Consider the following 14775-nt stretch of genomic DNA (forward strand, 5'->3'; position numbering starts at 1 on the left):
TTATCACCTCACTATATATACGATACTACAACGAATATGTTTCATTCATTTTCATAATAAACAAAAAAGCAAACAGGAAAAATCCCGTTTACTTTTGACGTTGGATAGGCATCGTACAGCAACGAAACGATCCACCAGATTTAATAATTTCTGAGAAGTCTGTTTCAATTACTTGATAACCCCTATTTCGGAGTGCTTGATTTGTTTTCTTATTTTCTGGAAGCGAGATAACTGTTTTGTTACCAATCGAAAAAACATTCGTTGCTAAACTTAGTTGTTCGTCTTCTGGCGTCTCAATTAGCGTAAACTGTTGTTCAAGTTGCTCAACATCTTCCTGTTGAAAAGCTGGTGTATAAATAAGTGCATGTTCATTACTAATAATGTTAAATGCACAATCTAAATGAAGAACATCCTCCCGTATTGGCAAGCTTATGATTTGTTTATCGCTTACATGATTTTGTAGTTCTTCCACTGCCTTAGGTGTCGTTCGTTTACTTATACCGACATAAATTACATCTTCATGTACAATTATATCTCCACCTTCAATCGAGTGCTCCTGTAAACGAATAGACGGAATTTCATTTTGATTAAGGTAATCTTCAAGGATATGGACTTCCTCTTTCCGAATATCACGTGCCATCTGTGAAATAAATACCGTTTCATCAATCGTAAAGCCAATATCTCTTGTGAATACTTGTTCATTTAAATGCTTTTTAGCGTCTAAGCTAATCGTCTCAACATTATGCTCACGAAGAATCTCAGTAAAACGATCGTGTTGCTTGTCTGCTTTCACTTTATCGATATTTTCGTCTATAAAATGTTTTTGCGTTTCATTAATGATTGTTGTAATTTCCATATAGGTAGGTGGACAGACAATCACTTGCTTTAGGGTGCTATACTCATTTTTTTGTAGCGCCATATGAAGAGCCCCTTCTCTATGTATTTTCATTGAAATCTGAAATCTACTTCTTAAAATACCCTATTGCGAGTAATTTAATCAAAATAGCCAGCACACGGCTGGCTATTCTTTATACTTTACGGACCATGATATCCTTATTCTCACATATTACTTCTATTTTCTCCACTTTTTCTTCTTCTAATAGAACATCTGTGATACCATCTTCCACTTTATCTTGGATAACGCGGCGCAATGGTCGTGCTCCAAATCGTGGATCATACCCTTTCTCCGCTAAAAATTCCTTCGCTTCATCACTAATAATCACTTCAATACCTTGTTCCTTCACTTGTTCATTTAACTCGTCAAGCATTATATCGACAATGTGTAGGATGTTATTTTGTGATAATTCGTTGAATGGAATAATCGCATCGAAACGGTTCAAGAATTCTGGTTTAAAGTAGTCACTTAGCATTTCTAGTGTGGATACTGCTTCATTATTATCATTATTAAATCCAACTGTGATTTGTTTCGAACCAGTACCAGCATTACTTGTCATAATAATGACCGTGTCTTTAAAGCTAACAGTACGTCCATGACTATCCGTTAACTGACCGTCCTCCATTATTTGAAGGAACATATGCTGAACGTCCGGATGCGCTTTTTCGATTTCGTCTAACAAAATAATACTGTAAGGGTTCCGTCTTACCTTCTCTGTAAGTTGTCCCGCTTCTTCATGACCAACATATCCTGGTGGTGACCCGATAATTTTTGATACGGCATGTTTCTCCATGTATTCACTCATATCCAATCGAATCATCGCATCTTTTGTACCAAACAATTCTTCCGCTAACACTTTAGTTAGCTCGGTTTTACCAACACCTGTTGGTCCAACAAATAGGAATGAACCAATTGGTCTTGTTTTTGCTTTCAAGCCTGCACGACTGCGTCGAATAGCTTTTGCTACTTTTTCGACCGCTACTTCTTGTCCAATTACTTTCTTCGCTAGCTCTTCTTGCAAGTTTTTCATCTTCATTTGCTCATCAGCTTGAAGCTTTTGAACAGGTATACCCGTTTTTTCTTCAATAATTTGCTGAATATCCTCTAACTTAACATCCGCTTTCGGAGTGTCTTTTATTTCCTCTAATTTCTTCTCTAATTTGATTTCTTGATGGCGTAAATTTGCAGCGCGCTCATAATCTTCTTGTTCTGCAGCAGCCATTTTTTCGTTTGCAATTTCAGCTAAGCGCTTTTCTAACGTTTCACTGTCGGATTCAGATACTTCAAGGTTTAACCTTGCACCAGCTTCATCAATCAAGTCGATTGCTTTGTCTGGAAGGAATCGGTCTTGTATATAACGTTTCGATAATCTAACAGACTGTTCAATTACTTCGTCTGAATAGTTAACCTTGTGGAAGCTCTCATAACGATCCTTTAATCCTTGTAAAATTTGAATCGCTTCTTCCTCAGTCGGCTCTTTCACCGTAATTGGTTGTAAACGACGTTCCAATGCAGAATCTTTCTCAATTTGGCGGTATTCCTTCATCGTAGTTGCTCCGATTAATTGCAATTCCCCTCTAGCTAACGCTGGCTTGAGGATATTTCCTGCATCCATCTGAGATCCTTCTGCCGTACCTGCTCCGACTAATAAATGGATTTCATCTACGAAAAGAATAACATCTTGACGTTCTTGAAGCTCTTGTATTACTTGCTTCATTCGTTCCTCAAATTGACCGCGAATTCCTGTATTTGCTACTAATGAGGCTACATCTAAAATATAAATCGTTTTGTTCAGCAACTTAGAAGGAACATTACCTTCCACTATTTTCAATGCTAGTCCTTCCGCAATCGCTGTCTTACCTACACCAGGTTCACCAATCAAAACAGGGTTGTTTTTTGTTCGGCGGTTCAGCGTTTGAATCACACGCCTTACTTCATGATCTCTACCAATAACCGGATCAATTAAACCAGCCTGTGCTGCATCGGAAAGGTTTTTCCCTAATTGATCAAGAATACCTTTCCCTTTTTTGTCTTTCTTCGTATACGTACGAGCACCTGTTTTTCCAGCGCTATTTCCTTGGTTTGCAAAGAACTTTTCAAAATCCTCTTGGTTACCTCCAAAGAATCCGAAAGGCTGTTTCATTTGTTCTTTTATATCTTGATAACATGTATCACATAAATGCATAGATTGTTGTTGACCATTTAAGAGAAGGTTTATATTAATTGTTGCTTGACGATCATTACACTGTGAACATTTCATCAAACATTCCTCCTTCAGTAGAATAAAATTAGGTCGTGATCAGTCTTGACTTTGACTATCTTTGACCTTCTGATTATATTATACTCTGACCTTTTTTGACATTCAACCTCTTTGCTCAAAAAATTAAAAATATATCTTCCTTCCAGTTGACCAACAAAAAATACCTATCGCCAAAGATAGGTATCCTCTACTTATTAAAACTCTGGCTCTTCTATACTTCGCCATAATGTCATGGCAGCATAAGAACGATACGGTTTCCATGCCTGCATCCAGTCTTCCATTTGCTCGATGGTAGGCTTTTTCTCCATACCAAAATAAATCTTTAGCGCATTTTGAATACCAATATCCGCTATTGGGAACAAATCCGGTCTCCCAAGCGAGAACATTAGCCAATTTTGTACCGTCCAAGGCCCCACCCCTCTTAACTTGGTTAAGCTCTTCATTATGTCTTCATCCGATGTCTCGTCTAATGAAGATAAATCCGTTTCACCACTGACTATTTTCTTTGCCGTATCTACCACATACTCGGCTTTCCTTCTACTAAATTGTAAAGCCTGAAGCTCTTCATAAGGAATTTCCGCTACTCTTTCCGGCGTTGGGAAAAACCATAAACCCTCCATTTGATCTCCGTAAGTCTGAACAAATCGTAACGTCAATGTCTGGGCAAACGCCATGTTTAACTGTTGATGAATGATTGTTTTCGTTAAGTTACCAAAAGAATCAAACTCTCTAACTAAAGGTGTAGCTGGATACGTAGTGAATAAATCAGCTAAATTTGTCTGTAAAAAATAAGACTGGATTCCGATTAAATCTTGTTCCCAACCAAATATCTCCTCTATCCTTTTCATTACTAACTGCTTATGTTCTACTGTTTTTCCCTCTATTTGAAAGATAGGAGTATCTGTCGTACCAAGTGATGTTACCGTTGCAATCGTTTTTTCTTGTCCAATACGCAAAGGAACATATATTTTTCTTTCCTTTACATCTGAATAGTTTAATTGATCCATCTGTAATCGAAGTAAAATATAATCAAAATCGTATGGCGTACTTAATTGTAACGTTTCCTGCCACATAAAATTCCACCCTCTCCGTATTTTTATCTATTTTAACACAAAGGAACAGGGCTATCTTCTTGGACAACTAGAGCAACTATACTGTGACCGGTTAACAAAAAGAAAAAGCAGAAGGAAATCCCTCCGCTCTAAAATAAATCGTGTATATCGGGTAAAAGCTGCTTTAACATTAAATCATCTAAACTTTTAAATGTATATCCTTGTTTTCTTAATTCATCGATCAAATGCTCCAGCGATTCCGCATTGTCCCGTGACACTGTATGCATTAAGACAATCGCCCCAGGATGTATTTGGTCCATTACTTGTTGATAAGCATGTTCCCAACCTTTTTCCTCACCTTCGTTCCAGTCGACAAATGCAACAGACCAAAACATATGGATATACCCTAATTCATTTGCCCATTTTAAAGAATTCTCATTAAATGTGCCTTTTGGTGGACGAATATATTGCACTGTTGCTTCTGGTGCAGTTTTTATAATCTTTTCGGTTAGACGTTCTACATCTTCCGTGAATTTCTCTTTCGACGCTGTAGTAAAATCAATATGATCATCGGAATGATTTCCGATAATGTGACCGTCCTTAATCATTCTTTTTACTAGCGCCGGTTGATCATCTACGTAATGACCGGTTAAAAAGAAAGTGGCTGGTACATCTTTTTCTTTCAATACATCTAACACTTGCTCAGTAAATCCAGCCTCGTACCCGTTATCAAACGTGAGATAGACATGTTTATCTCCTGAAGGGTCCATGTAAAATCCACCATGTTCTTCTAAAATCTGTCCGTATTTTCCCACTTCTGGCGGTTCGTTATTGGAGTTCTTCTTATAACCCCATCCATAGCCTGCAGCAGACAAATTGATTGGAACCAAAAACATCACTATAGCCAGGAACAAAATCATCCGTTTCTTCATAGAGATCACCTTTTTTTCTTTTATTGTGACTCTAATGAGAAAGTCTATCCTTATATTTTATAAAATAATGCTGGCAATCCACCCAAAAATGAGTAGAGGTATATTAAAGTGTAGAAATGTAGGAACACACGTATCCCAAATATGATGATGCTTGCCATCTGCATTTAACCCCGAAGTAGGTCCAAGCGTACTATCAGATGCTGGACTACCTGCGTCACCTAATGCTGCAGCAGTTCCAATTAAAGCAGCTGTCGCCATTGGTGAAAATCCTGCAGCTAAGCAGATCGGAACGTATAAAGCAGCAAGTATCGGAATGGTACCAAACGAAGAACCAATTCCAAGAGTTACAATTAAACCTACTAGTAATAAAATAAATGCGATGACGACTTTATTGTCACCTAAAATTGCCTGCGAATGATCAACCAATGCATCTACCGCTCCTGTTTCTTTTAAAATATGCGCAAACCCTGATGCAACAAGCATTACAAACGCAATTGTTCCCATCATTGCAACACCTTTTTGAACAAAGTCATCGCCTTTTTTGAAAGGTACTGCGAGGAATAATACCATGATTATAATTCCTGATAACGCTCCAAGCACAAGGCTACTCGTTATAATTTGAATAATTAAAGCAACTAAAATCGCTACGATTGTTAAACCATGCTTAAATTGGAACGTAATTTTTTCTTGATTTGTCTCTACTAACGCATTAACATCAAGTCTTTGAATTGCAACACGATCCTTTCGATAGGATATAAAGGTTGCAATTAAGAAACCAAGAATCATTCCAGCTCCCGGTATTAACATAGAGAATGCACTATCGCTTATCTCTATCGCAACACCACTATTCTCCATACCTTTTTGAATTGTTTCATGAAAGATTAATCCATATCCTACAGGAATCATCACATAAGGTGTCTTTAAACCGAATGTTAAGGCAGTTGCAACTGCTCTTCGATCCAGTTTCATTTCATCGAACACTTTTAATAACGGAGGAATAAGTATTGGTATAAATGCGATATGTACTGGCACTATATTCTGAGATAAACATGCAATTCCACCAATTACTAGCACTAGCATTGTCTTTTTCCCGGTTAATATTCGGATTAAGGATTGAACAAGAATACCCGTAATTCCTGTGTAACTAATCATTGCAGCAAAAATACCGAGCAATATATAGCTTAACGCTGTGCTTGCTTGACCGCCCATTCCTTCAATTAGAAGAGATACGGTATCTTGCACATTCATTCCAGCCATAAGTCCAGCTACAATTGCAGCTATTATAATGGCAAAAATAACATGAATACGCAAAAGGCTTAACGCTAACATAACTAAAACTGCAATAAGGACGACCCATTCCATCATTTCTCTCTCCCTTCTTTGTCTTCATTTCTCATCCTAAGGTATAGGCTGAGAGTTGTCTAGCATTAAATGAGACAGAGAATTGTGAAGGAATGTTTCGACTGTCATACTCGTTCTATCGTTAGTCGTTTCCGGCTATCAACAGTCGTGCTTGCTCTATCCTTAGTCGTTTTCTTCTATCGAAAGTCGTGCTTGCTCTATCCTTAGTCATTTCCTCCTATCGACAGTCATACTTGTTCTATCCTTAGTCATTTCCTTCTATCGACAGTCGTGCTTGCTCTATCCTTAGTCATTTCCTTCTATCGACAGTCGTGCTTGCTCTATCCTTAGTCATTTCCTGCTATCGACAGTCATACTTGTTCTATCCTTAGTCATTTCCTTCTATCGACAGTCGTGCTTGCTCTATCCTTAGTCGTTTTCTTCTATCGACAGTCGTGCTTGCTCTATCCTTAGTCATTTCCTTCTATCGACAGTCATACTTGTTCTATCCTTAGTCGTTTTCTTCTGGGAATAGAACAAACGGACATTAGCTGTCCGTTTGTGTGTATTGGAAATATAAATGATTCGATATCGGTAAAAATGCATTAACTTCTTGCTTTGTTACATTCTTAATAACAATTTGCTTCTTTGTCCCTTTTAATTGGATATAAACTTCTCCATACGTTGCCTCACCTGTTGCTTTTACTGCTGGCATATAAGCCTTTAATGTTCCCTTTTTTCCAACCGGGACATCATACGTATTACTAAGACGTGTTCCCTTCCCGACAGTTGCACTAAAGCTAACAGGTAAATCCTCTTTCTCTTTTACTTTTGCTACAATCATTTGTTGAAGTTGGTCGGTCCCTTTTACTTTTGTTGTAAGTGCACCGACAACCCGGCTCTCTTCCAATTGATGATAATAGATACTCTCTTTCTTCTCTCCACCTTGATTGTTATATTCATTTGCATTGATTTGCTGGAACTGCCATTCTGTCTTTTGGTCTTTTATTTTATAATGTAATGGCCAATTACCTAAAAATACCTCTGCTCGATATCCAATAGAGAACGGTGTTGGCTTAATAGACGTCTCGTTTAATAACTGTATTAACGCAGGGTTTTCAATGTCAATATCGCTCGTTTCCAATAATTCTTTGACTTCTTTATTCGGTTCTGTCGTTTCCTCATTATTATCAGAAATCTGCTTTGTATTTTCCTTTTCAATGGAGATGACATTATCAGGAATTGCATTTTCCTTCTGCTGTGCGATTAAAGGAATAGACAGCAACATAAAGGCTAACACAATTGATAAACCTAATTTTTCCATAAAAATACTCCTTCATTTTTTCCTTAGTTTAATGAAGGAGCGGTAATTTTATACATTCATCTTCTCTTTAATCAACTAAATTGATTAATTCCAACGTTTCTTTTACCTGTATACTATTTTCCACCGAACGAACCATTGGACAATTTCGATGTGCTATTTCGAGACTCTTCTCTAGCGTTTCGATATTTAATCGAGTTCCTTTTACTACAAAATGGAGTTTTATTTCCAAAATACGATTCGCATCATGCATATCTCTTACTGTTTCTGTTCTAATCTTCAAATCATCTATATTGATTTTTTTCTTAGCTAGAACTTTTCGAAAGACCGAGGCACTGCATCCCGCAATCGATGCAATCATTAACTGAAACGGGCGATAACCGTGGTCATCATTTCCAGCAATCGCTAGTTCTCCATATTCTAGCTTTGTTCTAATTCCGCCCTCTGTCAGATGAAACTCCATTGATCATCTCTCCTTTTGATATGCACCTTGCTTCTTTCGTTCTTCACTCATTTCTTCAATTTGAGCATTGATCTCTCCGCCAGTGATAATAATAATACCGGAAAGATAAAACCAAATCATCAAGATAATAACTCCACCAAGACTCCCATACGTTGTAGAGTAGTTACCCATCGATGATACATAATAAGAGAAGGCTAACGACGTGAGTTGCCAACCAATTGTAGCGAAGATGGCTCCCACGTATACATGGCGAAAATATACCTTTTTACTTGGTGCTAAACGGTAAAGGAATAAAAGAACGATAAAGAAAATTAATGAAGAAATGACCCATCTTATCGCATTCCATACTTCTAAAAAGTCATCTGACAGACCAAAGAAGGAAAATACATATTCGCCAATCATTTTCCCGAAAATTGGTAGTAAAAATGCCATTATAATCACAAAAAACATGGCAATCGTTAAAAAAATAGATATTCCTCGTGCAATGATAAACTTTCGCTCTTCCTCAATAGCATATGCAGCGTTTAAAGAACGCATAAGTGCATTGATTCCATTTGACGCGGACCATAGCGTTCCAATAATACCAATCGATAGTAAACCGCCATTTCGATTTTCCATTATCTGCGCCAAATTTTCTTCGAGAAGCACCATTGTTTCTGATGGTGCGTAATCGGAAATAAAATTTAATATTCCTAAGTCAGAGTACGGCAAATAGCCAACTAACGTAACAAGAAAAATCAAAAAAGGAAAGAGCGACAGTAAAAAGAAATAAGCAAGCTGAGCAGCTAAGCCTGGCACATTATCATCCATAATTCTTGCGATCAATCGTTTAATAAATTTCGCAAAGGACGAATCCAGGATAGCTTTTTTATTCATCCTTTGTTTGTTGCTCCAGTTTACTTGTCATGTCTTCTAATTCATTAAGAAGCTCTAAGGCACTGGTTATTCCTTGCGAAACTTGCTTTGACCGCTTTTGGTACCCCTCATTTAATCGATTCACTGCATACGCAGGATTTTTCGCATAGAAAGCTGTTAGAGAACAACCGTCTTTCAATTTTCCTTGTACATATTGACGTGTTTCCTTATCTGCTGTAATCGTAATTAAGCCTCCGATAACAGCTCCTACTGCTATTCCTTTAATGAGCTTCTTTTTTCCCATTCCCACTTCATCCTTTACTAGCTTTTTCTTATCGATAATTGATGTTTTTCTACTATGTTTCTGAGTAATTGTTCACAGCCCTCTTCCACAAGTTCATACGTATAATCAAAATTATTCGTATAGTACGGGTCTGGAACATCTTCTTTTGCATCTTCTACAAAGTCCATTAGTCTTTTTACTACTGTGTTAGGTCCTCGTTTAAACGGACGAAGATTCTCTAAATTGGATGCATCCATGCCAATTACATAATCAAAATTCTCTAGATCTCCGTCTTGGACTTGTCTTGCTTTCTGTCCTTCATACGATATTTTCATTTCATCCAATTTGTTTCTCGTTCCAATATGAGGGGGTTTACCAATATGCCAGTCTCCTGTCCCAGCTGAATCAATTTCTATTTGGTCACTTAAACCATTTTCCTTTACGATTTTCTTGAAAATTGCTTCTGCCATCGGCGATCTACAAATGTTCCCTAAACAAACAAATAATACTTTAATCATATATTACCACCCTATCCTTCTATTTAACCCTTCATTTTATATTGAACTTTCCATATATGGTAAAATCCACTTCGATTCCACAAGTCCTGTAAGCCGCAAAAAGGTTGTTAGAGCGGCATTACGGTGTCCTCTTGGTGAAATTGTAGTGGATTTTCTCATTTATACTAATTTAACAATAATTGTTGCTCTAATACTTCTGCTTCTAGTGGTCTACTAAAGAAGTATCCTTGATAATAATCGCATTTTTCATTTTTAATAAAAGATAATGCTGTCTCTTGTTCAACACCTTCAGCCACTACCTTCAATCCAAATGTATGTGCTAACTGAATCATTGCTTTAATAATCTCTTCGTTTCCAGTTTCATTACATATATCTCTTATAAAAGACTGGTCAATTTTTAAGAAGTTAATTGGGAACTTTGGTAAATAGCCCATCGACGAGTATCCTGTCCCAAAATCATCAATAGCTAGAGAGATTCCCATCTCTCGTAACTGACGCATACGGTCTATACATTCCTCTGTATTGTATAAGATACTATTTTCGGTTATTTCAATTTCTAAATAGTTAGGATCCATCCCCGTTTTCTCAATAATATTTCTCACTCGATCGAGGAAATCAGCCTGTTGCAATTCTGTTGCAGACACATTCACTGCTATCATAATCGGTTCTACACCACTTGAAACCCATCGATTAAACTGATTACAAGCCTCTTCTAAAACCCATTCATCTATATCTTGAATCATTCCGATTTCTTCGGCGACTGGGATAAATAAAGACGGAGGAATATTACCCTTTTTCCCATGATTCCACCTAATTAAAGCTTCGACGCCGACTATTTTATTCGTATCAACATCTACTTTAGGTTGGTAATGAAGTCTAAATTCGTTTAATTGAAATGCTTTCCGCAAATCTGATTCCACTAACAATAACTCATTATATTTTTTCGACATTGTGTCATTGTAACGGAAAATATTATTTCCACCTTTAATTTTCCCATAATGCACAGCAATACTTGCACGGTTAATCAATTCATCAGAACGCTTTTCGATATGATCGTAATAATACACACCTGCTGTAGCTGTGATGTATAAATCTTTGTTTTGTATAAAAATAGGCTGACGTATATAATGCAACATCTCTTCTAACAGTTCCTCAACTTTTCCGTCGGTGCCTCGATAAATAATAACGAATTCATCTCCACCAAGTCTATAAAGAATAGATGGCTCGCTTACTATTTCCTTTAATCGTCTAGCAGCTATTTCAATGACTTGATCCCCGATTAACTGACCGTATGTGTCGTTAATTGTTTTTAATCGATCTAAATCACATATAATAACTGCGGATAAGTTACTGCGTAAATCCTCATTGATAAAGTTTTCTAAATCACTTAGTAATTTCAGACGATTCGGAAGGCCTGTTAAAGCGTCATGGGTAGCGAGATAGCTTACTTGCTTTTGTGATTCTTCAAAAGACGTTATATCCATCAATGTACCAAGTACTTCAACGATTTCTCCATCCTTTTCAATGGGGGACAGTAACGTATATATATCTACTCCATCGTATGTATGCTTAAAAACTTGTTCATTTCCTTTAAAGGCTTCATCTAGTTTATATGTAAAAGTAGAATATGATTTGTCGTCCATCCATTCAAGTGAACCATCCATCACATAGACGGAACTCGAAATTTGAAGCTTGTCTAATAATTTCCCACCAATTACAGAGAGTAAATAATGTTCATTGGGTTTCGTCGCAGTAAATATTCCATTAAGCGTATGCTGTAATTTTTGCTTATATTCCGCTTCTACATCTTCTTCGATTGTTTCAATTACTTCTGTAACATCCATTCCAAACACGATATATGTATCTTCTGCGACTTTTGTTAACGTTAGGTTTAATTGGATTGGGAGTTCTAATCGTAACTCGCCTTGTCCTCTCCATGTATCGCCTTCCGATAAGAGTAACCACTCATTATGAAATTTTTCTAAATCAAATAGTTCAGTAATTGTTTTACCTATCCAATTCTCGGGAATTAGACGTGAGAAAGCATTAATAGAAGTAATAATTAGGTCACTATTTGCCTTTGCTATTAATATATTCTGCTTTAATAACACTTGAAAATCGTCAGAATTAAAGCTCGTATCATTTTCTGTGTCTAGCATGTCCATAAGAAAATCGCGTCGCATAATCGTCACCTGTATTTTCGTTATAGTATGAAAAAACTTCACAATGGTTAAAATAATTTGGCTATCTTAGCACCGTATTTATTAAAAGTACGATTTCTTTTCCAGTTTCTTTTTTCCATAAGAAGCCTATAGTGGAGTTCTTTTTCTGTAAGCTGTTTCGTTAATTGTTCCTTTTCGTCGGGATCCTTACATGCATCAATTAATTCTTTTAATGTTGCTTGTTCTTTAGCTAAAGATGCTTCTTCCGGTAAGTACCCACCATTTTTCAAAATCCGATAACCCATTCTAAGGTCATCTGGCACATGGCGGAGCTCATCTTGCTTTAATGGCTTTCCTTTGCCTTTCAGGTTATCCAGGTCACCATTGCGTATAGCTTCTTTGATTCTTTCTTCTGCCAACTGTGAAAAAAGGTCCATTTGTACCACCTTTGTAAGCTACCAATAATTCTTATGTATCATTATACAACAATTTGCATCATTTTTCTTATAAACTTGATAATTTTCTTTGTAATCTAATTGTAAAATAGAAATACAATCAGAAACCGTCATATTTTATCTGGAAAGGTAGAACAACTATACATATGTACGTGACTTTAAAGTTGGAGGTTATACACCATGTTTTCAAATGGAGAAATTGGAATCGATCTTGGAACTGCAAATATATTATTTTACACGAAAAATAAAGGGATTATTCTGAATGAACCGGCTGTGGTTGCCGTTGATATAAGAACAAATGAGGTTGTGGCAGTTGGTAGTGAGGCGAAGGAAATGATTGGGAAAACACCGAGACACATTGCGGCTGTTCGTCCTCTCAAAGATGGGGTTATCGCCGACTTTGACATGACAGCTCAAATGCTACAACATTTTTTAAAAAAGGTTAGTAAAAAAGCAGGTATTTCACTTCGTAAACCAGACGTGGTTGTATGTGCTCCATCTGGTAGTACATCTGTTGAAAAACGTGCTATTGAAAATGCCGTTAAGAGTTTCGGTGCAAAAGAAGTCCATATTATAGAAGAAACAGTAGCAGCCGCTATCGGTGCCGATCTTCCTGTTGCTGAACCGAGCGCAAGTATGATTGTAGATATCGGTGGCGGGACAAGTGAAGTTGGGATTATTTCCTTCGGTGGTGTCGTCGCTAGTCGCTCCGCTAGAATAGGTGGGGACCAAATGGACGAGGAAATTATGCAATATATTAAGAAACAATACAATATTTTAATCGGTTCCAGTACAGCCGAGAAAGTAAAAATAGAAATCGGTTATGCTTTAGTCGATCATGATGAAGTGACGTTAGAGGTTCGTGGTCGTGATTTAGTCTCAGGTTTACCAAAAGTCGTTACCATTAGCTCTAAAGAAATTCAAAAGGCGCTTCGTGAAGTGCTTGAATCCATCTTACATGCGATTACAGAAACACTTGAAAATTGTCCACCTGAACTAAGTGGAGATATTGTAGATCGTGGTATTACATTAACAGGCGGTGGCGCACTGTTGAAAGGTATGAAAGCGTGGTTAGAGACGGAAGTACAAGTTCCTGTTCACGTTTCGCCAAATCCTTTAGAAGCTGCCGCAATTGGTACCGGGAAATCGTTAAAAATGATTCAAAAACTACAAAAGAAAGCTAGATAACTTAAGGATTGCATTCCTAGTGAATGCAGTCTTTTTTCATTCTTTATAGCCTGACTAATTAAACGATTATGATGTCTGCAACACTTACAGTTCTTTTTTTATATGGTATCATCCTATAGTGGGGGGTGACATCATTGAAGGCTTACATATTATTAATGTTAACTGCACTCTTTTATGCAGGTAATTTAGTAGTTGGAAAACCTGTTACAAGTGAAATTCCACCTATTTTTCTATCTTTTATTCGCTATATTATTTCATTACTTGTTGTATTGCCAATAGGACTACGTGAGTTTAATCAACATCGAAGTCTTTTTGTAAAAGAGTGGAAGGCTATTATTGGACTATCCGTTACAGGTATCGTATTGTTCAATATCTTTGTTTATACTGCTTTACAATATACGTCGGCCATTAATGCAGGAATTATGGAAGCGTCTACGCCTGTTTTTACATTGCTTTTATCTATTATTCTACTAAAAGAATCTGTGCAACGACGACAATTTATTGGAATCGCCAGCTCCCTTATAGGAGTTGTTTTGATTGTTACAAAAGGCTCGCTCGCAATCATTACGGGATTAGAATTTAATAGAGGCGATATTTTCATGTTAGCTGCGATGATTTCCTGGTCTTTTTATTCCATTTTAATTAGACAACACATGTGGAAATTTCCAGCTTACGGAGTATTAATGGCTCTCTTCATTGTATCGCTCGTATTATTTACTCCTATGCTTGCTTTGGAATGGGATCAAATTAAAACCATTAGCTGGAGTCCTTCGATTATCGCTGGCGTTTTATATTTAGGTATATTCCCATCTTTACTAGCACTGATTGCATTTAATATTGGTGTTCGTGAGCTAGGACCAACACGGGCTTCCGTATTTCTTAACTTAGTACCTGTATTTACGTTAATCGGTGCCGTAGTATTCCTAAATGAAAAAGCAACATGGCTACAAATCGCCGGAACAGCGCTCGTTATATCAGGTGTATGGATTACGAATAAAATGCAATCAAAAAAATAGACCTTCAAAATTAGATAACAGATGACGAATATCG

Annotated in this window: 14 protein-coding genes; 2 read left to right on the top strand and 12 right to left on the bottom strand. The window is 37.0% G+C overall.

Annotated features, from left to right (window positions below):
* Positions 1 to 88 precede the first annotated feature (88 nt).
* The 12 genes from GGQ92_RS11560 to GGQ92_RS11615 all read right to left on the bottom strand — a co-directional run bounded on the left by GGQ92_RS11560 (position 89) and on the right by GGQ92_RS11615 (position 12519).
* Positions 89 to 919: a dimethylarginine dimethylaminohydrolase family protein gene (locus GGQ92_RS11560; RefSeq protein WP_184248879.1), complete on the bottom strand. Its 831-nt coding sequence runs from the start codon at positions 917 to 919 to the stop codon at positions 89 to 91.
* Between the two features lie 109 nt (positions 920 to 1028).
* Positions 1029 to 3155, bottom strand: a complete 2127-nt coding sequence (locus GGQ92_RS11565; protein ID WP_184248882.1) for an ATP-dependent Clp protease ATP-binding subunit — start codon at positions 3153 to 3155, stop codon at positions 1029 to 1031.
* Between the two features lie 194 nt (positions 3156 to 3349).
* Positions 3350 to 4228, bottom strand: a complete 879-nt coding sequence (locus GGQ92_RS11570) for a DNA-3-methyladenine glycosylase family protein (RefSeq protein ID WP_184248885.1) — start codon at positions 4226 to 4228, stop codon at positions 3350 to 3352.
* A gap of 128 nt (positions 4229 to 4356) precedes the next feature.
* On the bottom strand, positions 4357 to 5139 hold the full coding sequence (gene pdaA, locus GGQ92_RS11575; protein WP_184248889.1) for a delta-lactam-biosynthetic de-N-acetylase: 783 nt from the start codon (positions 5137 to 5139) through the stop codon (positions 4357 to 4359).
* Between the two features lie 57 nt (positions 5140 to 5196).
* Positions 5197 to 6501 (bottom strand): Na+/H+ antiporter family protein, encoded by a 1305-nt coding sequence (locus GGQ92_RS11580; protein WP_184248892.1) that lies wholly within the window; start codon positions 6499 to 6501, stop codon positions 5197 to 5199.
* Positions 6502 to 7027: 526 nt separating this feature from the next.
* The gene (locus GGQ92_RS11585; protein ID WP_184248895.1) at positions 7028 to 7804 is read right to left on the bottom strand and encodes a YfkD family protein; all 777 of its coding nucleotides are present in this window, start codon (positions 7802 to 7804) and stop codon (positions 7028 to 7030) included.
* Between the two features lie 67 nt (positions 7805 to 7871).
* Positions 7872 to 8264, bottom strand: coding sequence for an OsmC family protein (locus GGQ92_RS11590; protein ID WP_184248898.1), 393 nt, complete (start codon positions 8262 to 8264; stop codon positions 7872 to 7874).
* 3 nt (positions 8265 to 8267) lie between these two features.
* Positions 8268 to 9140: a YihY/virulence factor BrkB family protein gene (locus GGQ92_RS11595; RefSeq protein WP_184248901.1), complete on the bottom strand. Its 873-nt coding sequence runs from the start codon at positions 9138 to 9140 to the stop codon at positions 8268 to 8270.
* Positions 9133 to 9423, bottom strand: a complete 291-nt coding sequence (locus GGQ92_RS11600) for a hypothetical protein (RefSeq protein ID WP_184248903.1) — start codon at positions 9421 to 9423, stop codon at positions 9133 to 9135. Before GGQ92_RS11600 ends, GGQ92_RS11595 begins: the two co-directional genes overlap by 8 nt.
* Positions 9424 to 9440: 17 nt before the next feature.
* Entirely contained in the window at positions 9441 to 9920 is a 480-nt protein-coding gene (locus tag GGQ92_RS11605) for a low molecular weight protein-tyrosine-phosphatase (RefSeq protein ID WP_184248906.1), read from the bottom strand.
* 164 nt (positions 9921 to 10084) lie between these two features.
* Positions 10085 to 12103: a putative bifunctional diguanylate cyclase/phosphodiesterase gene (locus GGQ92_RS11610; RefSeq protein ID WP_246384395.1), complete on the bottom strand. Its 2019-nt coding sequence runs from the start codon at positions 12101 to 12103 to the stop codon at positions 10085 to 10087.
* A gap of 47 nt (positions 12104 to 12150) precedes the next feature.
* On the bottom strand, positions 12151 to 12519 hold the full coding sequence (locus tag GGQ92_RS11615) for a DnaJ family domain-containing protein (RefSeq protein ID WP_184248909.1): 369 nt from the start codon (positions 12517 to 12519) through the stop codon (positions 12151 to 12153).
* Between the two features lie 198 nt (positions 12520 to 12717).
* On the opposite strand from GGQ92_RS11615, the gene mreBH reads away from it, so the two are divergent.
* Both mreBH and GGQ92_RS11625 read left to right on the top strand, forming a co-directional pair.
* Positions 12718 to 13725: a rod-share determining protein MreBH gene (gene mreBH / locus GGQ92_RS11620; RefSeq protein WP_184248912.1), complete on the top strand. Its 1008-nt coding sequence runs from the start codon at positions 12718 to 12720 to the stop codon at positions 13723 to 13725.
* 125 nt (positions 13726 to 13850) lie between these two features.
* Positions 13851 to 14741, top strand: a complete 891-nt coding sequence (locus GGQ92_RS11625) for a DMT family transporter (RefSeq protein ID WP_343068820.1) — start codon at positions 13851 to 13853, stop codon at positions 14739 to 14741.
* The last annotated feature ends 34 nt before the right edge of the window (positions 14742 to 14775 follow it).

This window comes from Gracilibacillus halotolerans (assembly GCF_014206945.1).
Lineage (GTDB): Bacteria > Bacillota > Bacilli > Bacillales > Amphibacillaceae > Gracilibacillus > Gracilibacillus halotolerans.